The 25,190-nt window shown below is 62.8% G+C and carries 20 protein-coding genes and 10 tRNA genes; 19 read left to right on the plus strand and 11 right to left on the minus strand.

Annotated elements, in window-relative coordinates:
- Positions 1–66: 66 nt before the first annotated feature.
- Together ACP7B7_RS06405 and lysA are read right to left on the minus strand one after the other, a co-directional pair.
- Entirely contained in the window at positions 67–1,635 is a 1,569-nt protein-coding gene (locus ACP7B7_RS06405; RefSeq protein WP_426076087.1) for a phospholipase D family protein, read from the minus strand.
- A 56-nt stretch (positions 1,636–1,691) separates the two neighbouring features.
- Positions 1,692–2,930, minus strand: coding sequence for a diaminopimelate decarboxylase (lysA, locus tag ACP7B7_RS06410; RefSeq protein ID WP_308922127.1), 1,239 nt, complete (start codon positions 2,928–2,930; stop codon positions 1,692–1,694).
- Between the two features lie 102 nt (positions 2,931–3,032).
- On the opposite strand from lysA, the gene ACP7B7_RS06415 reads away from it, so the two are divergent.
- The 16 genes from ACP7B7_RS06415 (at position 3,033) to ACP7B7_RS06490 (ending at position 10,935) form a co-directional block, all read left to right on the plus strand.
- Positions 3,033–3,944 carry a LysR family transcriptional regulator gene (locus ACP7B7_RS06415; protein WP_426076088.1) on the plus strand — a complete coding sequence of 304 codons (912 nt, stop codon included), beginning with the start codon at positions 3,033–3,035 and terminating at the stop codon, positions 3,942–3,944.
- Positions 3,945–4,025: 81 nt separating this feature from the next.
- A complete protein-coding gene (gene gltX, locus ACP7B7_RS06420; protein WP_426076089.1) occupies positions 4,026–5,432 on the plus strand; it encodes a glutamate--tRNA ligase in 1,407 nt (468 codons plus the stop codon).
- A 125-nt stretch (positions 5,433–5,557) separates the two neighbouring features.
- Positions 5,558–5,633 (plus strand) — tRNA-Ala (locus ACP7B7_RS06425).
- Between the two features lie 64 nt (positions 5,634–5,697).
- Positions 5,698–5,773, plus strand: a tRNA-Glu gene (locus ACP7B7_RS06430).
- A 135-nt stretch (positions 5,774–5,908) separates the two neighbouring features.
- A tRNA-Ala gene (locus tag ACP7B7_RS06435) sits at positions 5,909–5,984 on the plus strand.
- 37 nt (positions 5,985–6,021) lie between these two features.
- Positions 6,022–6,097, plus strand: a tRNA-Glu gene (locus tag ACP7B7_RS06440).
- A gap of 52 nt (positions 6,098–6,149) precedes the next feature.
- Positions 6,150–6,225: transfer RNA gene (locus ACP7B7_RS06445), tRNA-Ala, on the plus strand.
- A 78-nt stretch (positions 6,226–6,303) separates the two neighbouring features.
- Positions 6,304–6,379, plus strand: a tRNA-Ala gene (locus ACP7B7_RS06450).
- Positions 6,380–6,691: 312 nt separating this feature from the next.
- Entirely contained in the window at positions 6,692–7,222 is a 531-nt protein-coding gene (locus tag ACP7B7_RS06455) for a hypothetical protein (RefSeq protein WP_426076090.1), read from the plus strand.
- 129 nt (positions 7,223–7,351) lie between these two features.
- Positions 7,352–7,427 (plus strand) — tRNA-Glu (locus tag ACP7B7_RS06460).
- A 124-nt stretch (positions 7,428–7,551) separates the two neighbouring features.
- Positions 7,552–7,627 (plus strand) — tRNA-Glu (locus tag ACP7B7_RS06465).
- Between the two features lie 57 nt (positions 7,628–7,684).
- A tRNA-Glu gene (locus tag ACP7B7_RS06470) sits at positions 7,685–7,760 on the plus strand.
- 81 nt (positions 7,761–7,841) lie between these two features.
- Positions 7,842–9,008: an elongation factor P maturation arginine rhamnosyltransferase EarP gene (gene earP / locus ACP7B7_RS06475; RefSeq protein ID WP_426076091.1), complete on the plus strand. Its 1,167-nt coding sequence runs from the start codon at positions 7,842–7,844 to the stop codon at positions 9,006–9,008.
- Positions 9,009–9,143: 135 nt separating this feature from the next.
- Positions 9,144–9,719 carry an elongation factor P gene (locus ACP7B7_RS06480; RefSeq protein WP_034758247.1) on the plus strand — a complete coding sequence of 192 codons (576 nt, stop codon included), beginning with the start codon at positions 9,144–9,146 and terminating at the stop codon, positions 9,717–9,719.
- A 249-nt stretch (positions 9,720–9,968) separates the two neighbouring features.
- A complete protein-coding gene (locus tag ACP7B7_RS06485) occupies positions 9,969–10,379 on the plus strand; it encodes a hypothetical protein (protein ID WP_308922122.1) in 411 nt (136 codons plus the stop codon).
- 103 nt (positions 10,380–10,482) lie between these two features.
- Positions 10,483–10,935, plus strand: a complete 453-nt coding sequence (locus tag ACP7B7_RS06490; RefSeq protein ID WP_426076092.1) for an Ivy family c-type lysozyme inhibitor — start codon at positions 10,483–10,485, stop codon at positions 10,933–10,935.
- Positions 10,936–10,950: 15 nt separating this feature from the next.
- Here the strand turns inward: ACP7B7_RS06490 and ACP7B7_RS06495 are convergent, their stop codons facing one another.
- Positions 10,951–11,787 carry an AraC family transcriptional regulator gene (locus ACP7B7_RS06495; RefSeq protein ID WP_426076093.1) on the minus strand — a complete coding sequence of 279 codons (837 nt, stop codon included), beginning with the start codon at positions 11,785–11,787 and terminating at the stop codon, positions 10,951–10,953.
- Positions 11,788–11,895: 108 nt separating this feature from the next.
- On the opposite strand from ACP7B7_RS06495, the gene ACP7B7_RS06500 reads away from it, so the two are divergent.
- Both ACP7B7_RS06500 and cysS read left to right on the plus strand, forming a co-directional pair.
- Positions 11,896–13,134, plus strand: coding sequence for an MFS transporter (locus tag ACP7B7_RS06500; RefSeq protein WP_426076094.1), 1,239 nt, complete (start codon positions 11,896–11,898; stop codon positions 13,132–13,134).
- Positions 13,135–13,543: 409 nt separating this feature from the next.
- Positions 13,544–14,938: a cysteine--tRNA ligase gene (gene cysS, locus ACP7B7_RS06505; RefSeq protein ID WP_426076095.1), complete on the plus strand. Its 1,395-nt coding sequence runs from the start codon at positions 13,544–13,546 to the stop codon at positions 14,936–14,938.
- Between the two features lie 82 nt (positions 14,939–15,020).
- On the opposite strand, the gene dbpA is transcribed toward cysS, so the two are convergent.
- From dbpA to ACP7B7_RS06540, 7 genes are all read right to left on the minus strand, one after another.
- Positions 15,021–16,451 (minus strand): ATP-dependent RNA helicase DbpA, encoded by a 1,431-nt coding sequence (dbpA, locus tag ACP7B7_RS06510; protein WP_426076096.1) that lies wholly within the window; start codon positions 16,449–16,451, stop codon positions 15,021–15,023.
- 112 nt (positions 16,452–16,563) lie between these two features.
- On the minus strand, positions 16,564–16,800 hold the full coding sequence (locus tag ACP7B7_RS06515; protein ID WP_426076097.1) for a hypothetical protein: 237 nt from the start codon (positions 16,798–16,800) through the stop codon (positions 16,564–16,566).
- A gap of 236 nt (positions 16,801–17,036) precedes the next feature.
- Entirely contained in the window at positions 17,037–18,689 is a 1,653-nt protein-coding gene (locus ACP7B7_RS06520; protein ID WP_426076098.1) for an acid phosphatase, read from the minus strand.
- Between the two features lie 77 nt (positions 18,690–18,766).
- Positions 18,767–19,900 carry a type VI secretion system protein TssA gene (gene tssA, locus ACP7B7_RS06525; RefSeq protein ID WP_426076099.1) on the minus strand — a complete coding sequence of 378 codons (1,134 nt, stop codon included), beginning with the start codon at positions 19,898–19,900 and terminating at the stop codon, positions 18,767–18,769.
- Between the two features lie 118 nt (positions 19,901–20,018).
- Positions 20,019–22,511 carry a TonB-dependent siderophore receptor gene (locus ACP7B7_RS06530; protein ID WP_426076100.1) on the minus strand — a complete coding sequence of 831 codons (2,493 nt, stop codon included), beginning with the start codon at positions 22,509–22,511 and terminating at the stop codon, positions 20,019–20,021.
- Positions 22,512–22,667: 156 nt separating this feature from the next.
- Positions 22,668–23,693, minus strand: coding sequence for a FecR domain-containing protein (locus tag ACP7B7_RS06535; protein WP_426076101.1), 1,026 nt, complete (start codon positions 23,691–23,693; stop codon positions 22,668–22,670).
- 1 nt (position 23,694) lies between these two features.
- Positions 23,695–24,213, minus strand: a complete 519-nt coding sequence (locus ACP7B7_RS06540; RefSeq protein WP_426076102.1) for a sigma-70 family RNA polymerase sigma factor — start codon at positions 24,211–24,213, stop codon at positions 23,695–23,697.
- Between the two features lie 178 nt (positions 24,214–24,391).
- Here ACP7B7_RS06540 and ACP7B7_RS06545 point away from each other — a divergent pair, with 178 nt between their 5' ends.
- Positions 24,392–25,072: a hypothetical protein gene (locus tag ACP7B7_RS06545; RefSeq protein WP_426076103.1), complete on the plus strand. Its 681-nt coding sequence runs from the start codon at positions 24,392–24,394 to the stop codon at positions 25,070–25,072.
- 39 nt (positions 25,073–25,111) lie between these two features.
- Here the strand turns inward: ACP7B7_RS06545 and ACP7B7_RS06550 are convergent.
- Positions 25,112–25,188 (minus strand) — tRNA-Met (locus tag ACP7B7_RS06550).
- Between the last annotated feature and the right edge of the window lie 2 nt (positions 25,189–25,190).

Below are 25,190 nucleotides of genomic sequence, written 5' to 3' on the forward strand. Positions count from 1 at the left end.
CTCATCCGCAAGTGGTGGTGTCGGGTTACGCGCTGCGCGCTAACCCGACAACATTGTTGGCGCGTTTTACAACAACCAATCAATCGGCAGCACCGACAAGATAGCCACCCCCATGCGTTTCCACACGCTGGTGCCCGGCTCGGTGTCGTAGCGCGTGATGCCGCCATGGGCGTCGCGCGCGATCCAGTACAGCGTGCCGTCGGGCTGCAGCAGCACCTGGTAGGCGCGCTGCGGGATGCTGCCGCGCATGGCCTGGCCCAGTTTGCCGGCCAGCGCCGGGCTGTCGATCACCAGGCCCATTTCGGTATTCAAATCGATCGAGCGCGGGTCGAAATTGAAGGAGCCGACAAAGATGCGCCGGTCGTCGACCGCAAAGGTTTTCGCGTGCAGGCTGGACGCGGAACTGCCGAAGCGGCCGGTTTTTTCGCGCGCATCGCCTTCATCCCACGAGCGGCGCGATTCGTACAGGGTCACGCCCGCCTCCAGCAACGGCTTGCGCCATTTGGCATAGCCCGCATGCACGGCCGCCACGTCGGTCGCTTCCAGCGCGTTCGTCAGGATGCGCACGTTCACGCCTTCCTTCGCCAGTTCGGCAAACGCCTGGGTGCCCGATTTGCCGGGCACGAAATAGGGCGAGACGAGATCGAGTTCCTTGCTTGGCACGCCCAGCAAATTCTTCAGGTTGGCCGCCACGCCAGAGCCGGGGCGCGCCTTGTCCAGCACCTTGGCCGGATCGTCGCTGACCAGGCGCGTGGGCGCCCATTCGAACGGCAACTGGCGCTCGATCAGCTGCTGCACGAACGGCGAGGTGCGCATGGCCTGCACATACTCTTCGGCCGCCTTTGTGTCGTCGATGCGGTCGGCTTCAAGCGCGATATCGCCGGCGTCTCCCCTGCTGGGCGGCTTGATCAGCAAGGTGGCCGGGTAGGCCGAAGGGCTGTTCCAGTAGCGGTCGAAGTCCTGCGACACGGCGCCCACCACGGAGCCGATCACCAGCACGTCGAGGTCGGCAAACAGCACGTCGCCGGCGGCGCCGAAATATTCGTCGCCGACATTGCGCCCGCCAACGATGGTGGCCTGGTTGTCGGCCGTGAACGATTTATTGTGCATGCGCCGGTTCAGGCGCGAAAAATCGGTGAGAAAACCCAGTGCGCGCGGCGAGCGCAGGGCGAAGGGATTGAACAGCCGGATTTCCAGGTTGGGCTGTTTGGACAGCAGGGCCAGGGTGTCGTCGAGTTCCGCCGTGTTGTTATCGTCCAGCAGCAGGCGCACGCGCACGCCCCGTTCCGCCGCCTGGCGCAGCGCATCGAACAGCAGGGTGCCGGTAATGTCCTTGTGCCAGATGTAGTACTCCACGTCGAGCGTGCGCTGGGCGGCTGCGGCCAGCAGGGCGCGCGCGGCAAACGCGTCGCGCCCGTCGGACAGGGCGTAGATGCCGGACACGCCCGGATGCTGCGCGGCCAGCGGCATGATGGCCTGCGCCAGTTTGGTGTCCGCGGTATCAAGCAGGGTGACGCTGTGCGTGCGGCCCGCCAGCGAGGGCAGTTCGGCGCAGCCGCCCAGCAGAAGGGACAGCAGCAGCGCCGCCGAAAACAGTGCGGTCAGGCGGCGCGAGGGCAGGGTAATACGGGTCATGGCGGGCTTTCATCGGGGTTGCCCGATGGTAGCAGAAGCCCGCCGCGCCTGACGTCTTACAGGGATTCGAGCGCGATCAGCTCGGCCACCGTCTGGCGGCGGCGGATCAGGCGCGACGCGTCACCATCGACCAGGTATTCGGCCGCATGCGGACGGCTATTGTAGTTCGACGACATCGACGCGCCATACGCGCCCGCGCCTTCGAACACCATATAGTCACCCACCTGGGCGGCAGGGAGCAGGCGGGTTTCCACCACGCCGCCGTCGCGCTGGGTAAATACGTCGCCCGATTCGCACAGCGGGCCGCCGACCACGGTGGCGCGCTGGGCATCGAGTGCGCGGCCATCGTGGGCGATCACCGTCATCGCATGGTAGCTGCCGTACATGGCGGGACGCATCAGTTCATTGAAGCCGGTGTCGAGCAGGGTGAAATGGTTGCCGCCCATTTGCTTGGTGGCGCGCACTTCGGCCACCAGCAGGCCCGCGTCAGCGACTAAAAAACGGCCCGGTTCGATCTCCAGGTGCACCGGGTGGCCCAGGTGCGCTTCGATCTGCTTGCGCGCCGCGTCCCACAGCTGGAAGTAGTGGTCGGTATCGACCGGCTGCTCGCCTTCGCGATACGGTACCGACAGGCCGCCGCCGGTGGAAATCGCCTCGATATCGTGGCCCATGTTCCTCACCAGGCCGACCATGGTGCCGCAGACGGTTTCCAGGTGGCTGTAGTCGACGCCGGAACCGATATGCATGTGCAGGCCGACCAGGTGCAGGCCATGCTGGCGGATCACGGCCAGCGCTTCCGGCAGCTCCTCGTGCCAGATGCCGTGCTTGCTGTTTTCGCCGCCCGTATTGGTCTTGTTGCTGTGGCCATGGCCGAAACCCGGATTGATGCGCAGCCAGACGCGGTGGCCGGGCGATACAGGGCCCAGCTGGCGCAGCATGTCGACCGAGCCGCAATTGACTTCGATCTTCGCCTCCACCACGCGCGCCAGCGTGGCGCGGTCGAACAGGTCGCAGGTGAACACCACGCCGGCCGCGCCATTGGTCTGCGCCGGCGTATAGCCAGCCTGCAGCGCGCGCTCGATCTCGCCCAGCGAGACGGCGTCCACGTGCACGCCGGCCTCGCGCATCAAGGTCAACAGGTGGATGTTCGAGTTGGCTTTTTGCGCGAAACGCACGGTGTCGAACTGCGCCAGCTGTTTGACGCGCGCGCGGATGGTGGCCGCGTCGTAGACCCACAAGGGCGTGCCGTGCTGTTGGGCGAGTTGGGCGAGGGTCTGGTCGTTGACGGGCTTCATCGTGCGCTTTCGTGTGAGGGAAGAATAACCACATCATCGCGGTTTATCGCCCAAACATAAAATATCCATTTAAGGCCACCTTATTCATTTATGATATGAGCTATGTCCATCTCCCTGCGCCATATCGAAGTTTTCCGCGCCATCATGACCACCGGCAGCGTGACGGCGGCCGCCGCCATGCTCAATACCTCGCAGCCCACCGTCAGCCGCGAGCTGGCGCGCCTGGAATACCTGACGGGCTTGACCTTGTTCGAGCGCGAGCGCGGCCGGTTGCGCCCCACCGCCCAGGCCTTGCAGCTGTTCGAGGAAGTGCAGCGCGCCTATTTCGGCCTGGAGCGCATTGTCAGCACGGCCACCGCCCTGCGCCAGTTCGACCAGGGCCAGCTGTCGATCGCCTGCCTGCCCGTGTTTTCGCAGTCTCTGCTGCCGCAGGCCTGTAAATCGTTCGTGGCGGATTTTCCGAATGTGAGCATCAGCATCACGCCGCAGGAGTCGCCGCTGCTGGAGGAATGGCTGTCGGCCCAGCGCCATGATGTCGGCCTGACGGAGGTGGGCAATGCGCCGCCCGGCACCGTGCTCGATACCTTGATGTCCGTCGATGAAGTGTGCGTGCTGCCCGATGGCCATGCGCTGGCGGGCAAGGCCACCCTGGCGCCGGAAGACTTTGCGGGGCTGCCGTTTATCAGCCTGGCGGCAGTCGACCCCTACCGCCAGCAGATCGACGCCATCTTCGCCCAGGCCGGCGTGGAGCGGCGCATGGCGCTCGACACCCACAGCGCCGCGTCGGTGTGCGCCATGGTGCGCGAGGGTGTGGGCCTGGCCATCGTCAACCCGCTGACGGCGCTGGACTTTGTGGGCCAGGGCCTGCAGATCCGCCGCTTCAGTGTGTCGCTGCCGTTCACCGTGAATATCGTCAAGCCGCTGCACCGGCCCCTGTCGCAGCTGGTCGCCCTGTTCGAGCAGGCCTTGCAGGCGCAGGCGAACGAGGTTAAAAGGCGCTTGCTGGCGCTGTAGGGTAATAGGGAATGAGCAAGTGGAGCGGGGACGTTCAACAGAGTAAAATGGCGTTTTACTTATTAAAGCCTGATTACTTCGATGACCACAACCGCTACTCCCGTCCGCACCCGTTTCGCTCCCAGCCCGACCGGCTATCTGCACCTGGGCGGCGCCCGCACCGCCTTGTACAGCTGGGCGTATGCCCGCCACTTTGGCGGCACTTTCGTGCTGCGCATCGAAGACACGGACCTGGAACGCTCCACGCCGGAAGCCGTGCAAGCGATCATCGAAGGCATGAAGTGGCTGGGCCTGGACCACGACGAAGGCCCGTTCTACCAGATGCAGCGCATGGACCGCTACCGCGAAGTGGTGGCGCAGATGCTGGCCGAAGGTACGGCCTATCACTGCTACTCGTCGCCGGAAGAAGTCGAAGCCATGCGCGAGCGCATGCGCGCCGCCGGCGAAAAGCCGCGCTATGACGGCACCTGGCGTCCGGAGCCGGGCAAGACCCTGCCGGCCATTCCCCTTGATCGCAAACCGGTGGTGCGCTTCAAGAATCCGCTCGATGGCGACGTGACGTGGGACGACGTGGTCAAGGGCACCATCACGATCTCGAATCGCGAGCTGGACGACCTGGTGATTGCGCGCCCGGACGGCACGCCGACCTATAACTTCTGCGTGGCCGTCGATGACTGGGACATGCAGATCACCCACGTGATCCGCGGCGACGACCATGTCAACAACACCCCTCGCCAGATCAATATCCTGCGCGCCATCGGCGCACCGCTGCCGCTGTACGGCCACCTGCCGATGATTTTGGGCGCGGACGGCGAGAAGCTGTCGAAGCGCCATGGCGCCGTCAGCGTGATGGATTACCCGGCGCAGGGTTTCCTGCCGGAAGCAATGCTGAACTACCTGGCGCGCCTGGGCTGGAGCCACGGCGACGATGAAGTATTTTCGACCGCGCAGTTCTGCGAGTGGTTCAACCTGAACCACCTGTCGAAATCGGCCGCCCAGTTCAACAATGAAAAACTGGCCTGGCTGAACAATCACTATATCAAGCAGGCCGACAACGCCCGCCTGGCCGATCTGGCCCGTGCGCAGATGGTGGACGCCGGCGCGGTGTTCGACGGCGCGCCCGAGCTGGCGCTGGTATTGGGCCTGATGAAAGAGCGCGCCAACACCATCAATGAACTGGCAGCGGCCTCGATGCTGTTCTTCCGCGAACCGCAGCCCGATGAAGCGCTGGTGACGCAGCACATTACCGACGCGATCAAGCCGGTGCTGGCGCAGTTCGCCGAGCGCATCGCCACGGTGGAGTGGAGCAAGGAAGCCGTCGCCGCCATGATCAAGGAAGTGCTGGCCGCCAACACCATCAAGATGCCGCTGCTGGCCATGCCTTTGCGTTTGATCCTGACGGGTCAATTGCAGACGCCGGCCATCGACCAGGTGGTGGTGATCTTCGGCCGCGAGACCGTGCTGGCGCGCCTGGCAAAGTGGCTGTAATCGCCGCTGCCGTATCAAGCTGAAATGACGGTGCGGAAACCGCGCCCCATGAAAACTTTGTCATGGGCGAAAAAGGGTATTTGCAGAGTGAAACTTCTTTGCTATACTCTTGTTTCTGCACCAACGGGGGTATAGCTCAGCTGGGAGAGCGCTTGCATGGCATGCAAGAGGTCAGCGGTTCGATCCCGCTTACCTCCACCAGCAGCAAAACAGCTTATCGTTTTGTTAGTCGTTGAAGTGGTGCAGTAGCTGTAGAAGTTCCGAGGTCCCCATCGTCTAGAGGCCTAGGACATCACCCTTTCACGGTGAGTACAGGGGTTCGAATCCCCTTGGGGACGCCAGGTAGTTGTGGTATAGTAGTGGCAGTTGTTTGTACTGATTGTTGTAAGTTCAGGCCGGTCAAAATACGGGTTCTGGATGGAAAGCAAGTAGTGGAACAAAGTCGCCAAGTGCGGCTTTTATTATTTCTGCGCCAGGGGGGTATAGCTCAGCTGGGAGAGCGCTTGCATGGCATGCAAGAGGTCAGCGGTTCGATCCCGCTTACCTCCACCAACAGCGCAGAAGTAAAGTAGCAAACTGTAGTTCCGAGGTCCCCATCGTCTAGAGGCCTAGGACATCACCCTTTCACGGTGAGTACAGGGGTTCGAATCCCCTTGGGGACGCCAGTTCGGTCTGGTGTTGTTGGTAGTAAAAGTAGTAGCAGTGTTTCTGCGCCCGGGGGGTATAGCTCAGCTGGGAGAGCGCTTGCATGGCATGCAAGAGGTCAGCGGTTCGATCCCGCTTACCTCCACCAATAGCGCAGAAGTCACGAAATAATTAAAGTCGCCTTTGGCGGCTTTTTTTGTTTGCGTCAGTGGTGTCTTCGCCAAGGGGAAGTTAGGCTTAGCTGTTAGAGCGCTTGCATGGCATGCAAGAGGTCAGCGGTTAGCTCCCGCCAACCTCCACCAATAGCGCAGAAGTCACATGGTAATCAAAGTCGCCCTGAGCGGCTTTTTTTACGTCCGCAGATTTATCTCCTTACCCGTCGGGAGAAGGGTATGGCGTAGGTCGGATTAGCGTAGCGTAATCCGACAATACCACTTACCCAAATCAAAGATCCATGGCCTCCCGCCAACCTCCACCAGCAGCGCAGAATGCACACAATAATCAAGATCACCCTGAGCGGCTTTTTTATGTCTGCGAATTCATCGCGATATCCTACTGGGATTGTTGGCCGGGAATCCATCCCGTTGTAATTAATCTCAGTGGAAACGAACAGCATGCCCTATTCGAAAATAGTGAATTCTTATGATGGCGCCGCAAGGCTCAAGGGGTGCACGGTCACGGCGCTGCACTCGGAATACAGTTTTGCCTCATTGCTGCTCGATAGCGGCGAGGTGATCAATTTCGCCGTTGAGGAAGTTTCGGTGGGGAAGTGGTTTGAGGTATTTCCGATTTGCCTGTACCGGGTGCATGAAGATTGTGCTTTTGACTGGCGGGTGCTGGAAGTGCCGTTTGTGGTGGTGTCCATCGAATTGCTGTGGCGGGAGGAGTGGCAGGAGTCCTCTCCGGACAGCGGCTTGTTCATGGGTTCGGGCCCGCATTCGGTCCAGCATGCGGCCAGGCTCGGGGTCGCGCCTGAATCGCATGGTGATGTGGTCAAGGTGCTGGCTGGCATCAGGCTCGCAGCGCGCGATGGGCGCCATCTTGTCGTCAGCAGTTCCGGTAATTCGCCATTCAAAATTGATTTGGCGATGGACGCGTCAGAAATTGAACAACTGATGCAATCGCTTAGCTCCGGGCCGGTTTGAAATAAGCTCAAAATAAGAAGGCCGGCAGTTGATTTCGTGAATCACCCCGTGCTATACTTCGCGCACGCTTTTTTGAGGGGCTAAGCAAAGCCTTCAACGAAGAGTCCGCTGAGAGTAAAGCCAGCACAGGTCCCCATCGTCTAGAGGCCTAGGACATCACCCTTTCACGGTGAGTACAGGGGTTCGAATCCCCTTGGGGACGCCAGGATTTTTAGTAGTAAAGTAACTGCAGTGCTGAACGGGCCTGACAAGTCAGGCTTTTTTTGTTTCTGCAATATTGCTGCAGTACCGGGTCAGGATGCGTAACAGCGCATCCAGGACAGATTTCTGTCCCCATCGTCTAGAGGCCTAGGACATCACCCTTTCACGGTGAGTACAGGGGTTCGAATCCCCTTGGGGACGCCAGATTCGCGTAGCAAAGCAAGGCCGGATGCAGAACAGCGCATCCAGGACAGAGTTTCTGTCCCCATCGTCTAGAGGCCTAGGACATCACCCTTTCACGGTGAGTACAGGGGTTCGAATCCCCTTGGGGACGCCAGACCGGCTGATTCAGCCAACAAAAAAGCCGCCTGGTAACAGCGCGGCTTTTTTGTTTTTTAATTTCCCACATCCGGATCCCATGCCATTTCCTGCCGATCGTGCCACCTCTCTCGCCATCTTCTGCAAAGTCGTCGACAACTACGGCGATATCGGCATCTGCTGGCGCCTGGCGCGCCAGTTGCAGCTCGAACATGGGGTGCGGGTCACCTTGTGGGTCGACGATCTCGTCAGTTTCAAGCGCATCTGCCCGGAAATCGACGTGGAGCTGGACGCCCAGAAGGCGGCGGGTGTTACCGTGCGCCACTGGCGCGACCAGGAGGGCGTGTTTGCGGCAAGCGATGTCGCCGATATCGTCATCGAATTTTTTGCCTGCGACATTCCACCCGGCTATATCGCGGCCATGGCGCAGCGGCAGCCGCAGCCCGCCTGGCTGAACCTGGAGGGTTTGACGGCGGAAGAGTGGGTCGAAGGCTGCCACAAGCTGACCTCACCGCGCCACGGCATGATCAAGCATTTCTTCTTTCCGGGTTTTACCGGTAAAACCGGTGGCCTGCTGCGCGAAGCGGGGCTGGAAGAGCGGCGTCGGCAGTTCCAGGCCGATCCGGTGGCGATGCAGGCTTTCCTGGCGCAGTTCGGCGTCACCGCGCAGGAGATGGCCGCGACCAAAGTATCGCTATTCTGCTATCCGCATGCGCCGGTGGCCGAGCTGCTGGCCAGCTGGCAAGGTGGTGGCGAGCCCATGCTGTGCCTGGTGCCGGAAGGGGTGGCGTTCGATGCTGTTGGCAGCTTTATCGGCGCCGATGCCGTCGCGGGAGCGGTGCGCACGCTTGACGCATTGACCGTGCGCGTGCTGCCTTTCGTGCCGCAGGATGACTACGACAGATTGCTGTGGGCCTGCGACTTCAACTTCGTGCGCGGCGAGGATTCTTTCGTGCGCGCCCAGTGGGCCGGCAAGCCATTTATCTGGCATATCTATCCGCAGGATGAAAACCTGCATCACGTCAAATTGCGTGCCTTTCTGCAGCGTTATGCGCTGGACGCCGATGGTGTCATCGACAGCCTGGCCGGCGCCAGCGAATACTGGAACGGCGCAAGTGCCGCAGGGCAGGGCTGGCTTGGCCTGTGGCCTGCCTTGCGGGCGGACATGCCGCGCATGACGGCCAGGGCAGGGGCCTGGCAGCGGCAGATGCTGGACAACGGCGACCTGGCCGGCAACCTGCTGTCGTTCGCGCGTTTGCCACGGTAGGCGCTGGCACAAAATTAAGGTAAAATGCCCGGTTAATTCTGACAGATTTTAAACCGATCAAACGCAAGCCTGCGGCGCCGATGGCGCACCGGCGGCAGATGGTCTTCATGCAACCCACTTTTTACGTACACTTCTATGAAACCCGCAAAAGAAATTCGTGTTGGCAATATCATCATGGTCGACAGCAAGCCTATGATCGTGTTGCGTTCTGATGTCAACGGTTCGAGCCGCACGGGCTTCACCTACAAATGGAAGATGAAAAATCTTCTGACCAACACCCCGATGGAAAACGTGTTCCGCGGCGACGACAAGTTCGACGTTGTTGTTCTGGATAAAAAGCCAGTGACCTACTCGTACTTCGCCGACCCGCTGTTCGTGTTCATGGACACCGAATACAACCAGTACGAAATCGAAGAAGAAAACCTGGGCGAAGCGCTCAACTACCTGAAAGATGGCATGGAATGCGAAGCCATTTTCTACGATGGCAAAGCCATCTCGGTTGAACTGCCAACCACCATCGCACGCCAGGTCGTGTACTCGGAGCCTGCCGTCAAGGGCAACACTTCGGGCAACGTCCTGAAAGAAGCCAAGATCGAAAACGCCATCGATGCACATCGCCACACCGTGCAAGTGCCACTGTTCGTGGCACAAGACGACGTGATCGAAATCGACACGCGTACCAACGAATACAAACGCGTCGTCCGTAACTAACACCTGACCAAACCTACTGCGCGTCACGATTTGCGGCCTGCGATGCTCACTGTGCATTCGCACAGCTCCGCGTCTCGGCCACAACTCGCCGCCGCTCGCTACGGTTTTGCCAGGCGTTACATACTGCTCAAGAAGCGCTGCCTGCGGGCAGCGCTTTTTTTTACCTGAATTTAATACTATGTAACAACGTTTCTGTTCAGACACTGCTATGCTGTAAACTTGTTTTATTTTCAGCGACTCCCGACATCCATGCTTGCCACCTTGCTGCTCAGTGCCGCCGTGACTGCCGCACCCCTTGCTTTCGATGAAACGCAGTTGTCCGGCAGCTGGGCGGAAAGCGTGAATGCCAACAGTGCTTGCGATGGCGTGCGGCGCCTGTCGCGCATGCAATTGTCGGACGATCGGCAAAAGCTGGTCATTTTCAATGATCGCACCTGGGTCAGCAAGCTAGGCGAAACCAACCGGTTTTCCGCCACGGTGCTGGCGGAAACGGATCGCAGCCTGACCCTGCGCTATGACGCTGAAAACCGCCGTACGGCCGATGGCAAGCTGGTCGAATGGCAACTGATCTTCGTGGCCCCCGGCGTGTTCCGCTGGCGCGAGACCGATTGGCCCGAAGGCAAGGTCAATGGCGTGGTCGGCATACGCTGCTCGCTGTAAGGCTTGCCGTACGGCTCGCCACAAGGCGCCCATATGGCAGGCTGGCACCGGCCACCGGCACATTCTGCTATGCTGGTTCTCGTGTTTTTCCACAGGAGTTGCCATGCCTATCCGCTTGCTGGCCTTGCTCTTGACGAGCCTGGCCCTGTGCGCCACACCAGCCGGGGCCAAAAGTCCTGCGCCATCGCTGATCGAACAGGCACTGGCCTGCCACGACGCCACCGACTGCCCCTATTTTCCTGAAGTTTATAAAAATGACCGTGCCTTCCGCATGGCCTTCCTGATCGAACTGAAGAAGGCCAATATCCGCCGTCCGCGCTGGGTGCCCGATGGCGTGACGACGCCGCTGACGCCGGTCGATCTCGACGGCTCGCCGCGCCTGCTGACCAGCGTGTGCGAGCCGCACAACTGTGGCCACCGTTTCATGCTGGTGTATGACCCGCAGGAGCAAAGCGTGGCCGGCACCTACACGGGGCTGGACAAGGCGGGCGAAGTCAGCACCGTGGTGTTCGGTCAGCCCAGCATGGCCGAGATGGATCTGCTGAAGCGCAATTGAGGCGACTCCGCAGTTTCAAGCCTGGTCGGCGCCGCGCCATTCGCTCAGGTAATGCTGGGGCGTGCGGCCCAGGATGCGGCGGAACATGGCGGAAAAAGCGCTGGGGCTGGCGTAGCCCAGCGCAAAGGCGATCGCGCCCACGCCTTCGCCACGGTCCAGCCGGCAGAACGCCTCGGCCAGGTGCACCTGCTGCAGCCATTGGCGGTAGTGCAGGCCCGTTTCGCGGGGAAACAAGCGGATCAGGGTGCGCGCGCTGGCGCCCGCGTCCTGCGCCCAGTCTTCGATACTGCGCCGGCTGCCGGGAGCCGCCATGATGGCGGTGCAGACGGCCACCAGGCGCCGGTCGCGCGGCCAGGGAATCGCGATCGGCACCGTGTCGGCGCGGGCCAGTTCCGACAGGATCAGGCTGGCCAGCCAGTCGCCGCGGCCGTTGATTTCGTAGTGCACGTCTTCGTCCAGCAGCGCCAGGATCAGTTCGCGCAGCAGCCGGCTCACTTCCACCACCTTGCAGGCCGGGCCGAACACGGCGGCGGCCTGCGCATCGATATACACGGTACGCATGCTGAGGGCGCTCAGGATATCGAGTTCATGCACCACGCCCACCGGGATCAGCAAGGCCCGGCGCGGCGGTAATATCCATACGCCATGCTCGGTGGTCACGCGCATCACGCCCTCGGTGGCGAACAGCAGTTGCGCGCGCACATGGCTGTGTGGCGGCGTGTAGGCGGCGGCGTCATATTGCCTGGACATTACCGCCACCGGGCGCGGCACATATTGGTAATCGCCGGAATTGCTGCTGCGCGTAAATGTCATGCCGTCGGCATCGGCCAGGGCGGGGTGGTTGGTCTGCATGGTGTTTGTCACTTGGGCGACGATTATTGGAAGTGATCAGTTCGACGCCCATACTATACTGGCTTTCCTGCCGGCCCGTTCCAGGGGCTGCACGATCTTGAAAGCACCATGCATACCACTACCGATACCCTGGCCACGCCCGTTGCGGCCGCCAAGACCATTTCTCCTTCTCAGCAGCAATCCGGCCTGGCCATGCACATCCTGGGCGCCGTCGCCTTCGTGCACTTGCTCAATGACCTGATCCAGGCCCTGCTGCCGTCGATTTACCCGATGCTGAAAGCCGAGTTCGCCCTCAGCTTTACCCAGGTCGGCCTGATTACCCTGACGTTCCAGTGCACGGCGTCCTTGCTGCAGCCGTGGATCGGCCTGTACACCGACCGCCGTCCATTGCCGTTTTTGCTGCCGGTCGGTATGTGCTTTACGCTGGCCGGCGTGCTGATGCTGTCCATCGTCTCGACCTTCCCGACCCTGCTGATCGCCTCCGGCCTGATCGGCGTCGGCTCCTCGACCTTCCACCCGGAAGCGTCGAGGGTGGCGCGCATGGCGTCGGGCGGGCGCTACGGCTTTGCGCAATCGCTGTTCCAGGTAGGCGGCAATGTCGGTTCCGCGCTGGGGCCACTGCTGGCGGCGGCCGTGATCGTCGGCCGTGGCCAGGGCAATATCGCCTGGTTCAGCCTGCTGGCGGTGCTGGCCATCGGCGTGCTGTATAGCGTCAGCCGCTGGTATGGCGGCCATTTGGCCAGCTTCAAGCCGAAAGCGGGCGGCCACGTCACCAACCTGTCGCGCAACAAGGTGATGGGGGCGCTGGCGGTACTGGCGCTGCTGGTGTTCTCGAAATACATCTACATGGCCAGCCTGTCGAGCTATTACACGTTTTACCTGATCGACAAATTCCACCTGACCATCGGCGCGGCCCAGCTCTATCTGTTCCTGTTCCTCGCGGCTGTCGCGGCCGGCACCTTTATGGGCGGCCCGATCGGCGACCGCATCGGCCGCAAGCGCGTGATCTGGATCTCGATCCTGGGCGCCGCGCCATTTACCCTGCTGCTACCCTATGTCGACCTGTTCTGGACGGCCGTGCTGACGGTGATTATCGGCTTCGTGATCTCGTCCGCGTTTTCCGCCATTGTCGTGTTTGCGCAGGAGCTGGTGCCGGGCAAGGTCGGCATGATCGCCGGTATCTTCTTCGGCCTGATGTTCGGCGTGTCCGGCATCGCCGCGGCCGCCATGGGCCATATCGCCGATATCTCCGGCATCGCCTATGTCTACCAGATCTGCTCCTACCTGCCGCTGCTGGGCATTTTGACGGTGCTGCTGCCGCATATCGAACAGGCGCCGAAAAAATAATGGCGCTAATGGCGTTCAGTTAAGCTGTCCGACGCATGTAAGTGCGAAGGCGTACAAACGTAATCATGGCGGGCCGGAGACGCAAGCTTGGCCCGGTGGGCCTGTGCGGGCGACTGATTTTTTAATCCGTTTTGCAGGTTTACTGGGAGCGTAGGGACGCTAACTGAATGGCATCAGGGGCTTGGGTGGGCTTGACGGCCCGCCAGTGTCCATGCGATAGTCAAACCCATGAACTCCTCCATCCTCCCTCCAGTCATGACCACCGGCGCCGCTGCCGCGCTGTGTACCTGTACCTGGCCCCGTGAGGATGCGGCTCGGCGCCGTTAAACTTTTACTCCTCATTCCGATGGCCACAGTGTTGAAAAACCTGTGGCCATTTTCTTTTTCCGAACCACTTTCGAAAGACCCCATGACACTCCACCTGTACGACACGTATGACCGCAGCCTGCGCCCGTTTGATCCCATCGAGCCTGGCAAGGCGGGCCTGTATGCCTGCGGCCCCACGGTCTACGACTACGCCCACCTGGGCAATCTGCGCACCTATCTGTTTGTCGACGGGCTGCGCCGGGCGCTGGCATTCAACGGCTACGAGGTGCGGCACGTGATGAATATCACCGACGTGGGCCACCTGACCTCGGACGCCGATACCGGCGACGACAAGCTCGAAGCGCGCAGCGTCCGCAGCGGCAAGTCCGCCTGGGAACTGGCCGCGCAGTTCACGCAGGCGTTCGAAAGCGACCTGGCCTTGCTGAACATTTTGCCGCCCACCGTCTGGTGCCGCGCCACCGACCATATCGCCGAACAAATCGCTTTTATAGAAGACCTGGAAGCGAAGGAGTTTACCTACCGCACGCAGGACGGCATTTATTTCGACACCACGCGCCAGCCGGACTACGGCCAGCTGGCGCGTCTGAACCGCAACGGCCTGCAGGCGGGCAAAAGGGTGGAGCTGGGCGACAAGCTCGATATCTGCGACTTCGCCTTGTGGAAGTTCAGCGGCACGCCGGGCCAGCGCCAGATGGAGTGGAGCAGCCCGTGGGGCCTGGGCTTTCCGGGCTGGCATATCGAGTGCTCGGCGATGGCGGAAAAGCACCTGGGCGCGTATTTCGACATCCATTGCGGCGGCGAAGACCATGTGGCCGTCCACCACAGCAACGAGATCGCCCAGACCCAGGCCCGTCACGGCACGCGGCTGGCGAACTTCTGGCTGCATGGCGCGTTTTTGAAAACCCAGGACGCGAAGATGTCGAAGTCCTCCGGCGACTTTTTGCGCCTGCAAAGCCTGGTCGAGCAGGGCGTCGATCCGCTGGCCTACCGTTACCTGTGCCTGGGTGCCCACTACCGCAGCAGCCTCAATTTCAGCGACGAGGCGCTGCGCGCGGCGGCCAGCGGTTTGTCCCGCCTGCGCACTTCGGTGCATGGGCTGGGTGACGCTTCCGGCGAGGCCGATGATGCATGGCTGGCGAAGTTTGCCGCGCCCGTCAACGACGACCTGAACTACCCACGCGCGCTGGCCGTGCTGTGGGAGCTGCTGAAAAGCGATCTGCCCGATGGCGTCAAAAAGGCGACCGTGCTGCGCTGCGATACGGTATTGGGGCTGGATTTCGCCAACTGGCGGCCGGCGGTGGTGGCGGTGCCAGAGCAGGTACAAGAGTGGATGGCGCAGCGCGAGGTGGCGCGCAAGGAGCGGCGCTGGGGCGATGCCGATGGCCTGCGGGTGCTGGTGCGCGAGGCGGGATATGAGATCGAGGATACGGCGGAGGGGGCGCGGGCGGTGTATGTCGGATTACGGCCTGCGGCCTAATCCGACCTGCGTTGCGTACGTGGCAGGTCGGATTAGCGGGGCCGCCGAGGCGCGTAGCGCGTAATCCGACACCACCGCAACATTACGCCTCAATAAACCGCATCTTGAAGCTGCGGCCCTTGATATTGCCAAAGTCGCGTCCCAGCGAGTTGCCGTTGTTCAGGCGCTTGAAGGCCGCTTCGGCCACGGTGCGGTCCAGCGCCACGTAGGTCATGAATTCGAACACATTGATCTTGCCCACCTGTTCCTTGGTCAGCCTGGCGTCGCCGGTCAGGGCGCCCAGCAGGTCGCCCGGGCGCAGCTTGTCCTTCTTGCCGCCCATGATGCACAGCGTGACCATCGGCGCCGGCAGGGCTTCGGTGCCGTCGTCTTCCGGCAGCGCCTTCAGGTCATGCCACTCGACGGCGCTGTTCTGGTATTGCTCGATCAGCTTGACCCATTTTTTTTCGTTCGGCGCGCACAGCGACAGGGCCAGGCCCTTCTTGCTGCCACGGCCGGTACGGCCGATGCGGTGGATATGCACTTCCGTGTCTTTCGACACGTCGACGTTGATCACGGCGCCCAGGTCCGAGATATCGAGGCCGCGCGCGGCGACGTCGGTGGCGACCAGGATCGAGCAGCTGCGGTTGGCGAACAGCACCAGGATTTCATCGCGTTCGCGCTGTTCCAGTTCGCCGTACAGGGCCAGGGCCGAGAAGCCCTGCTGGCGCAGTTCTTCGGCCAGTTCGCGGCAATGCACCTTGGTGTTGCAGAAGGCCAGCGTCGACTCGGGCTTGAAGTGCTTGAGCAGCTTGCCCACCGCGCTGTTGCGGTCGTCGAAGCCGATTTCATAGAAGCGCTGTTCGATCTTGTCGTTGTCATGCTGCGCCTGCACCGTCACTTCCAGCGGATTGACGAGGAAGGACGCGGTGGCGCGGCGGATATCTTCCGGGTAGGTGGCCGAGAACAGCAGGGTCTGGCGGCGCGCCGGGCAGGCGCTGACGATGCCGGCGATTTCCTCGTAAAAGCCCATGTCCGTCATGCGGTCGGCTTCATCGAGCACCAGGGTCTGCACGTGGTTCAGGTTGATCGTGCCGCGGCCCAGATGGTCGCGCAGGCGGCCTGGCGTGCCGACCACGATATGGGCGCCGTGTTCCAGCGAGGCGATCTGCGGGCGCATCGGCGCGCCGCCCGTCAGGGTCAGGATCTTGATATTGCCGGCCGCGCGCGCCAGGCGGCGCAGCTCGTTGGCCACCTGGTCGGCCAGTTCGCGCGTCGGACACATCACCAGGCCCTGCACGGCGAACCAGGCCGGGTTGAGCTTGTGCAGGATGCCGATGCCGAAGGCGGCTGTCTTGCCGCTGCCGGTTTTTGCCTGGGCGATCAGGTCGCGGCCGTCGAGCACCGCCGGCAGGCTTTGCGCCTGGATGGTGGTCATCTCGTGGTAGCCGAGAGAATCCAGGTTGGCGAGAAAAGCAGGCGTGAGCGGCAGGCTGGAGAAAGCCGTGCTGGTGGTGTCGGTGGTCGATGTCATGGGGCGTGGCCGGTAAAAAACTGGGTGGGATGGGCACAGTCTACAGGCGTTCTACGCCCTTGTGCGGGTGGTGTTGCGGGTGGTGCTGGCGGCAAACAGCCGCCGTCTTGTTTCAAGTATCGGGTGCCCAGATCGGCAAGCCGGTCAGGTCCAGGCCTTCGTCGCGGGTCCAGACGGGCAGGCCGGACGCATCGGTCGGCTCCAGCAGTTCAAGCTGCACCTGCTTCAAGGTCGCCTTGCGCACGCGCGTGCGGCGCTGCGGCTCGGGCGCCGGCTCTGGCGCATCAGGCGCTGGCGGCGGGCCGAAACCGGGCAAGTCAATGGTGGCGTTATCTTTTTTATCTCTCATTTCTGAACCTCTGGTCCCCGGCAAAACGGCCGGGGAGCGGACAGGCAAACAAGCCGCTGTCCGCCGATATGATCACTTTTGCAAAGCACGCCCACAAAACAAAAGCCCGGCTACAGGAGTCGGGCTCTATGTGGGTGCTTGCCGGGCACTTCGGGCTGGGAAACAGAACCGCCATCCTAAAGTGCGGCACGCAGTGTATCACAGGCGTGCCGCATCGTGGGATGGCTTATGACGCTTTAGCGGAAGCTCAGCGCGCCGGTCAGATCCCCCGGCGGCAATGCGCCGCGCGAGGCAAACGCGTCATTGCGCACTTTCAGGCCTTCGAGCAGCGGCAGGTCGTGCAGGCGCGTGATCAGGCGCAGGATCGAGGTGGTGTCGTAGAAGCTGTGGTCGACCGCGCCTTTTTTCGCGAACGGCGAGACGACGATGGCGGGAATGCGCGTGCCCGGACCCCAGCGGTCGCCTTTTGGCGGCGCCACGTGATCCCACCAGCCGCCGTTCTCGTCAAACGTGATCACCACGATCATGTCTTTCCACTGTGGCGACTCTTTCAAGTGCTGGATGATATTGGCCACGTGCTGGTCGCCCGATTCGATGTCCGAATAGCCGGCGTGCAGGTTCAGGTTGCCCTGGGGCTTGTAGAACGTCACGGCCGGCAGCTTGCCCGCCACGGCGGCGGCCAGGAATTTGTTCGAGATCGGGCTGTCGCCGGTGCCGCCGTCGCGCAGGTGCTCGGCGCGCGCGGCGGTGCCGGGCGCGAACTGCTTGAAGTAGTTCAGCGGCTGGTGGTGGAACTGGAAGTTCGGCTTGCTGCCGCCGCCCTTGTGGTCGAGCGCGGCCTGCCAGCCACCGCCATACCAGGCCCACGACACGCCTTTGCGCGACAGCAGGTCGCCGATGGTGTCATAGGTTTGCGGCGGCAGGGTATTCGCGTCCGCCGGATCGGCGTGCAGCGGGTCGCCGTCGTAGGCCGGGCGGATATAGCTGGGCTGGTACGGCGGCGCCATGGTATTGACCGCATAGCCGTCCGGGGTAATCGCGCCGTCGTTCACATATTTCGGCTTGCCGTCCAGGGCCGAAGCCGGGCAGTCGTCGGCGATCGCCAGGCGCACGCCTTGCGGGCCGTCGGACAACACCGCGATCTTTTTCTTCGCGGCTGTTTCCGACGCGTTGAAGTATTCGTTGGCGCGGCCCGTCACCAGGAACTGGTGGTTCATGTAGGAGCCGCCAAAGGCCGCCATGAAGAAGTTGTCGCACAGTGTGTACTGCTCGGCGATCTGCCACAGATTGAGGTTTTTCGACGTCTCGCCGTAGTGGCCCATCACCAGCCCGCCGCTGTCGGCCCAGGCGGCAAAGCCGTCGTTCTTGCCGCCGTTGATCTGCATCTGGTTGTTGTAGAAGCGGTGCACCAGGTCGCGCGTGATGATGCTCTCGGGCAGGGGCTTGCCGGCCGCGTCGCTCAGTTTGTAGGGCGCGTTGGCCAGGCCGGTAATCTGGTCTTCCTTGATCTGGTAGTCGATGCCGCCGACATTCTGCTGGTTCGGCACCAGGCCGCCCCAGATCTTCGGCAGGGTCGCCAGGGGCTGGCCATTGCGGTCCATCTGCTGGGCCTGTGCCGGCGTGACGGCGGACAGCGGCGCGCTGGTGCCGGGGAAGTTGGCGAACAGGTTGTTGAAGCTGCGGTTTTCCAGGTAGATCACGACCACGTTCTTGACGTGCGCCTTCAGCTTGGCGTCCAGCGAGCCCTTGGCCACGGACGGTTTTGCCGCCGCCATGGCCGGCAGGCCGCTGCCAGCCAGGCCCACCGCAGTGGCGGCCTGGAAGATGCGGCGGCGCGCGGGATTGGCTGGCAGGTCGGTGGACTGGGCTTGCGGGTCGTTGGGTTTCACGCGGATCTCCGGGGTAAAAATCAAAGGGGGAAATTGTAGCAGCTTGGTTTGCGGCCGGTCAGGTTTGTGTCGCTGCTTTATGAGCCCTCGTCATTGTTCGAACCATTCACTCCCATTAATTCGAAAACGTTCAGCATGCCGTTCGAGCGGATGAAGAGTTCCTGGTACAGCTGGGCCGAATCGAGCTTGCCCAATTCGACGACGTGGCGCAGCAGGTGCGTCGCGGGGCTGTGCGGTTCCATACGCAACAGGTAGTCGCCCAGTTCGGCCAGGCGCGCGTAGGCATGGTCGCGGTCGCGGGCAGGATCGCTGGCCGGCAGCGGTGGCAGCGGTGGTGGCGGTGGCGGTGGCGAAAAAGACGGCAACAATGGCGGTGGCAGCACGCTGGCCGGCACAGGGCGCGCGCCGCGCCGGTACAGCTCCGCGTCACAGCTATCGTGTATCTGTTCGAGCAAGCCTGCCATCGCTGCCAGGCTGGGTGCCGATGGCGTGAAGTATTTGTCCAGCGTCAGGCGCAGCATGTCGAGTGCCCGCAGCGCCTCCGACAGTACACGGTGGAGCTGCAGGAAATGCTCGACGCTGCTGGCCGCCATGGCTTGCCGGAACAGCCGCAGCTCGATGCTTTCGACGAATTCCTGGGCACCGTCCATGCGCACCTTGAGCTCTGAGCTGCGCTGGCCCTGCTGCCAGTCCGCCCAGCAGTATTGCGTGTTGTCCTGGCTGGCCGTGATCGGTGTCCGATGCAGGACCGGCAGCAGTTTTTCGGCGATCCAGCGGATCTGGTTGGCGCGAAACTCGAGGTCGCCTCCATCCGGCAGTGGATGGATGTTGTCCCAATACTGGTTCAGCAAGGCGTCCAGCAGCGCCATGCATGGCGCGATGGCGGCAAAGCCATCGATGTGCAGGCGCGCTTCGAACAGCCAGGCCACGCAGGCGAGATCCTTGCTTTGCAGGCGCAGCACTTCGGCAGCCATGCGGCTGACGGCCGGCCAGTCGGCACGCTTCAGTTCATGCTCCCATGCGCCCATCGGCAGGCTGGTATCGTCGGCACGGCGGGAGCGCTGGATGGCGCTGTACTCGGGGGTGCCGCGCATCGGCTTGCCGGCAGGATCGTCACCGGCGATGGGGGCCAGCAACTGTTCAACAGACAGTCCCAGTGATGCTTCAAAATAGGTGGCGGCAATGTGCCGTCGTGCTGCGGTGTGATCCATACGGTTCCTGTGCTGGTTGAAGGTCGGGCGCTGCAAGGGAAGACCTGGCTATTTTAATTCCAAATAGCAATTTCTTGGCCTGTCGATGCGGACCGCCCAGCGCAGGAACCGCGCGCAATCAGAACTGGTAGCGCAGGTTCAGCGCCGCATTGCGGCCCTGGCCAAACATGCCCGAATACCACCAGTCCGATACCGACGCCGTATATTTTTTATCCAGCAGATTGCCCACGTTGAGCGTGGCCGACAGCTTGTCATTGACGTCGTAGCGCGCCATCAGGCTGGCCACCGCATAGCTCTTCTGCTCCCAGCGCAGGGTGCGTTCGATCTGCCACGCTTCGATATTCGAATACACGGTGCTTTGCCAGTTGACGCCGCCACCCACCGTCATGCGGTTGAAGTCGCCCGGCAGGCGGTAGGTGGTCCACAGTTTCACCAGGTGGCGCGGGAAGGTGGTCTGGATCGCCTTGCCGGTGTTGTTCTTGCTGGCGCTGTAGGACCACGAGGCCGATACATTCCAGTCGCGGCTGATGGCGCCCGTCGCTTCCACGTCCAGACCTTCGGTCCTGGCGCCCTTGACGGTGCGGTAGGCCGTCATGTCGGTGCCGGGCACGGTGTAGCCGGGGTCCGATTCGGCCAGGTTTTTCTGGCGGATCTGGTACAGGGCAAGCGCCGTGTTCAACTGGCCGTCGATCCACGCGCTCTTGATGCCCGCTTCGAACGTCTTGCCCTCGCGTGGCGCCAGCAGCGCCCCGTTGCGGTCCTGCGACGCCTGCGGCTGGTAGATGGTCGAGTAGCTGGCGTAGGCCGTATGCGCGTTGTTGATCTCGTAGACCAGGCCGCCGTATGGCGTGAAGACGCGGTTTTCCTTCGCCGGCGTTTCGCTGTAGTAGCCGATGGTGGGCGCGTCCGTCACATAGTTTTCGTCATAGCGCAGCAGCTTGGCGCCGGCGATGAATTTCAGCTGGTCCGACACGGCAAAGCGGCCGGCCGCATACGCGCTGGCCTGGCGCCGCGTGCTGTCATACGTCACATAGCGCTCACCGTACACGGGCGACACATTGCGGTTCCAGGTGGTCAGATTGGCGGGCTTGCCCTGCAGGTTCCAGTCGAAGCTGCCGTCGGTCAGGCTCTGGAACTGGTGATAGTCCATGCCGAATACCAGCTCGTGCTGGCGGCCGAACATCGTCACCGGGCCGCTCACCTTCACATCGGCGCTGTTGACCTTGAGGTGGTAGTTGCGCGCATTGGCTTTGAGCTCGAGACCGTCGCCCGTGGCCTGGTCGGCAAAGGTGTCGCTCACGCCGAGATAGACCGAGCGTTCATCCTGCGACGACGTCAGGTGGTTGGCGGTGAGTTTCAAGGTCCAGGCGTTGCCCAGCTGGTGCTCGAGTGCGGCAAACACATCGGTCGATTTGGTGCTGAAGCGGTTGCCCGGCGCGGCCGGATTGAAGGAGCGCGGCAGGTCCGTCATGACGCCATTGCTGTAGAACAGGGGGAAGCCCAGGTAGGACATCGACCCTTTCGAGACGTTGCGCTGGTGCGTGACGCCCGCCGTCAGCAAGCTGCCCGGCGCCAGGTCGGCTTCGATCACGCCGTAAATCACTTTCTTGTTGCGGCTGTAATGATCGATGGCGCTGTCGCCATCTTCCACGACGGCTACCGCGCGGCCGCGCAGGCTGCCGGCCGCATTGAGCGGACCGCCGGCGTCCAGCATGGCGCGCCTGTCGTTCCACGAACCGATGCCGCCTTCGGCCTTGACCTGGGTTTGCGCGGTCGGTTTTTTGCGCACCATATTGATGGCGCCCGAGGCGTCGCCTGCGCCCGTGGTCAGGCCCGAGGCGCCGCGCAGCACTTCGATGCGGTCATACAGCGCCATGTCGGCCAGGCTTTGCGAGGGCAGGGCGTTGAGGCCCAGGTTTTCCGAGTGGGTGCTGACGCCGTCGAGCTGGTAATTGGTGATCGAATAGCCGCGCGAGGTAAAGCCGCTGCGCTCGCTACCCAGCGAGAACTGCTTGATGCCGGGCGTCTGCTCCATCGCCTGCGTGATGGTGGTGATGCCCTGGTCTTCCATGCGCTGCTTGGTGATCACGCTGACCGATTGCGGCGTTTCCTTGATACTCAAGCCCAGCGGCGTGGCGGTGGCGGTGCCTGCCGTCGAGACATATGAGCCGCTGCCTTCGGTGACGTCCTGGCGTGCCGAGACCGACACTTCCGGCATGGTCGACAGCGCCTGCTTTTCTGCGGAAGCGTCCGCCGCACGCAGCGCATAGCTGCCGGCGCTGCTGCGTTCGGCCTTCAGGCCGGTGCCGGCCAGCACGCCGTTCAAGGCCGACTGCACGCCGTGGCGTCCAGTCAGACCGGTGGTGGTCTTGCCCTGCGTCTGTTCGGGCGTGAAGCTGAGGATCACGCCGGACTGGCTGGCCACCTGGCGCAGTGCGGCGGCCAGGTCGCCGGCCGGCACCCTGAAGTCGTGCACGGCCTGCTGCGTGCTGGCATCGAGCACTTGCGCCTGGACGGCGGCGGGTTCGATCAACAGCAGGGCGGCGCCGAACAGGGCGAGGTGAATGGCATACGCCATCGGCGTGCGTTTGGGAGCGATAAAGGAGGACATGGTTACCTTGTGATTGAGTCGTCGAATGCCTTGCCTTTACGGGTCGCGCGAGATTCGAAAACGGGTAATCTTTTTTTCACAGTTTGCTGGTGTTGTCGGATTACGGCCGTTGGCCTGATCCGAGCTGCGATATTTTTTGCGGATTTGCAGGTCGGGTTAGCGCGCAGCGCGTAAGCCGACAACATTGTTGACGTTGGCCTCACCGCGCGCCTGCACCCGCACCCAGTACCGCGTGCGAAAGTGAATGCTGACCGGCAGCGAGTTGGGCAGCGACAGCAGCACCGCTTCCGTGTCCTGCAGCGGAAACACGCCCGAAATGCGCAGGCCGGCCACCGCATCGTCGCAGCCGAGCAGGCCGTGGCGGTAGCGGCCCAGCTGGCCCAGGAAGTCGCGCAACGGCATGCCGTCGGCCAGCAACAGCCCCTGGCGCCAGCCCCACACATCGGATGACACGGCTTGCATTGCGCCGACACGCTGCGCCGTCATGCCGGCGCCCTGGCCGGCCTGGATTACCTGGCTGGCGCCGCTGTCGCGCGCGCTCAGGCGCACCGCGCCCTGTTCGACGGCGACCATGGTGTGCCCGGTTTCCTGGCGCACCGAATAGCGCGTGCCCAGCGCCTGCGCCACGCCGTGCGCGGTCTCGACCAGGAAGGGGCGGTACGGCCGGCCGTGCTCCTTGGCGGTGGTGATGAAGACTTCGCCCTTCAGCAGTTCGAGACGTCGCTCGCTGGCGTTGTAATGCAGATTGACGGCGCTGTCGGCGTTCAGGTGCAAACGGCTGCCGTCGGCCAGCAGCAGTTCGCGGCGCTGGCCGACGCCGGTGGACAGGTCGGCCAGCGCGGTGCGCGCGGGCTGCGTGCGCAGGCCCAACGCGCCGGTCGCGCCGAATGCCGCCAGCACGATCGCCAGCTTGAGTCCCTGCCGGCGCGCGCCGGGACGCGCGGTAAGCGCCTTGCGGCTGGCCCGCGCATCGAGATCGCGAAAGCCGCCGCTGACTTTTTCGATATGGGTCCAGGCCCGCTCATGGTCGGGATGCTGGGCGCGCCAGCGGCTCCAGGCGCGGTGTTCGGCCGTTGTCGCCTGGCCGCTCATCATGGTGGTCAGCCATTCGGCGGCCTGCATGGCGATGTGAAGGTCGATCGGCCGGCCGCCCGCATACACCTGCTGCGGCGCGTCGCGCATGTCAGACGGCCGCAAAATCGGGCACGGCAAAAAAGCACAGCAGATTGGCCTTGGTCAGGTATTTTTTGACCGAGTGCGTGCTGGTGCCCAGTTCGGCCGCGATCTCGGCATAGCTCAGGCCTTCCAGGTGCGCCATCAAAAACGCCGACCTGGCTTTCACCGGCAGCCTGCCCAGCGCGCGGTCGATCAGCTGCAGCGATTCGAGCACGATGCTCATGCTTTCGGGCGACGGCGCGCTGGCCTGCGGCAGGTGCAGCAGGGCGTCGACATACGCGCGTTCGAGTTCCTCGCGCCGGCAATGGTTGGCCAGCAGGCGCTTGGCGATGGTGGCCAGGAAAGGGCGTGGCGCAATGATGTCGGCATGGCTGCGCGCCACCAGCACCTTGATGAAGGTATCCTGCGCCAGGTCGCCCGCCAGCCCCGCATCGTGCAGGCGGCGCTTGAGCCAGTGCAGCAGCCAGCCGTGGTGCTCGCTGTACAGGGTCTGGAGGTCGGACTGCGGAGGGTGGACGGACAGCATGGCACAGCGCGATCTAAATGAGAATTGTTCTCATTGTAGCGCAGCGCGGTGCCAGCGGCAATTGGCAACCGTGTCCCGTTGTGGAAACGCCACTGAGGTGTATCAGTTTCAAAGTTCCTTGATGGCAAGCCTGTGTGTGCGAAAATGCATGTTGATCTAGCGTTGCGGAGTAAAGAAGATGATGTGGCTGGTTGGCGGTATCCTGTTGGTCCTGATCGCCACATTCTTATGGCTGGCTTTTTTTTATCGTGTGCGCGCCATGACGCGCCAGGCCCAGCTGATGAACTGGGTCGATATCGGCCGCGTGTCCAACCTCGCGGGCGGCAATGATATTTTGCTGGCCAGGAACGAGCGCAACTCGAAGATCGACTGGCGTACCGGCGAAGTCTGGCTGGTCAACCCCAAGGTCAGCGAGCCGTTCGAGGATTACCTGGCTGTCGAGCGCTGGCTGACGGTGCACGATGCGCCGCGGCCGGAACCTGTGCCCAAGCCGGCACCGCCGCCCGAGCCGGAACCCGAGCCGGAACCGGTCGTGGAGCCGCTGCCGCTGGCCGACACCTTGCCCGTGTTCCAGCAGAAGGTCGATGACTGCCTGGCCAGGGCCGAGGGCGGCCAGGAGCTGCTGGAAACCAAGCAGGCGTTCGAGGCGGGCAGCGAGGCCTACCTGGAAGCGGGCACGCAGCTGAGCGCCGCCGCGCTCGAATGCGGCATGGCGCCGCTGATGGTGGCCACCTTTCATATCGGCGCGTTCGCCGCCCTCGCCGAGGCCACCGGCGACGACAAGCTGGCGCGCGCCACCGCCAGCCTGCAGGCGGCGGCGAAACAGATACGGATGATGAAGGAAGTGCCGGCACCATGAAAAAAGGGCTGATCTCGCGATCAGCCCTTTTCAGGTATTTGGTTGCGGGGACAGGATTTGAACCTGTGACCTTCGGGTTATGAGCCCGACGAGCTGCCAGACTGCTCCACCCCGCAGG

Origin of the sequence: Janthinobacterium sp. PSPC3-1 (assembly GCF_049896105.1) — a bacterium.
In the GTDB taxonomy this organism is placed as follows: domain Bacteria; phylum Pseudomonadota; class Gammaproteobacteria; order Burkholderiales; family Burkholderiaceae_D; genus Janthinobacterium.

Bases quoted from the DNA above. Each gene is read 5' to 3' on its own strand.
- lysA (WP_308922127.1), bottom strand. From the start codon at position 2,930: ATGAAGCCCGTCAACGACCAGACCCTCGCCCAACTCGCCCAACAGCAC.
- ACP7B7_RS06500 (WP_426076094.1), top strand. From the start codon at position 11,896: ATGCATACCACTACCGATACCCTGGCCACGCCCGTTGCGGCCGCCAAG.
- ACP7B7_RS06515 (WP_426076097.1), bottom strand. From the start codon at position 16,800: ATGAGAGATAAAAAAGATAACGCCACCATTGACTTGCCCGGTTTCGGC.
- dbpA (WP_426076096.1), bottom strand. From the start codon at position 16,451: ATGACATCGACCACCGACACCACCAGCACGGCTTTCTCCAGCCTGCCG.
- ACP7B7_RS06490 (WP_426076092.1), top strand. From the start codon at position 10,483: ATGCCTATCCGCTTGCTGGCCTTGCTCTTGACGAGCCTGGCCCTGTGC.
- ACP7B7_RS06540 (WP_426076102.1), bottom strand. From the start codon at position 24,213: ATGCTGTCCGTCCACCCTCCGCAGTCCGACCTCCAGACCCTGTACAGC.
- tssA (WP_426076099.1), bottom strand. From the start codon at position 19,900: ATGGATCACACCGCAGCACGACGGCACATTGCCGCCACCTATTTTGAA.
- ACP7B7_RS06405 (WP_426076087.1), bottom strand. From the start codon at position 1,635: ATGACCCGTATTACCCTGCCCTCGCGCCGCCTGACCGCACTGTTTTCG.
- ACP7B7_RS06415 (WP_426076088.1), top strand. From the start codon at position 3,033: ATGTCCATCTCCCTGCGCCATATCGAAGTTTTCCGCGCCATCATGACC.
- earP (WP_426076091.1), top strand. From the start codon at position 7,842: ATGCCATTTCCTGCCGATCGTGCCACCTCTCTCGCCATCTTCTGCAAA.
- ACP7B7_RS06535 (WP_426076101.1), bottom strand. From the start codon at position 23,693: ATGCGCGACGCGCCGCAGCAGGTGTATGCGGGCGGCCGGCCGATCGAC.
- ACP7B7_RS06455 (WP_426076090.1), top strand. From the start codon at position 6,692: ATGCCCTATTCGAAAATAGTGAATTCTTATGATGGCGCCGCAAGGCTC.
- ACP7B7_RS06545 (WP_426076103.1), top strand. From the start codon at position 24,392: ATGATGTGGCTGGTTGGCGGTATCCTGTTGGTCCTGATCGCCACATTC.
- ACP7B7_RS06480 (WP_034758247.1), top strand. From the start codon at position 9,144: ATGAAACCCGCAAAAGAAATTCGTGTTGGCAATATCATCATGGTCGAC.
- ACP7B7_RS06495 (WP_426076093.1), bottom strand. From the start codon at position 11,787: ATGCAGACCAACCACCCCGCCCTGGCCGATGCCGACGGCATGACATTT.
- gltX (WP_426076089.1), top strand. From the start codon at position 4,026: ATGACCACAACCGCTACTCCCGTCCGCACCCGTTTCGCTCCCAGCCCG.
- ACP7B7_RS06485 (WP_308922122.1), top strand. From the start codon at position 9,969: ATGCTTGCCACCTTGCTGCTCAGTGCCGCCGTGACTGCCGCACCCCTT.
- ACP7B7_RS06530 (WP_426076100.1), bottom strand. From the start codon at position 22,511: ATGTCCTCCTTTATCGCTCCCAAACGCACGCCGATGGCGTATGCCATT.
- cysS (WP_426076095.1), top strand. From the start codon at position 13,544: ATGACACTCCACCTGTACGACACGTATGACCGCAGCCTGCGCCCGTTT.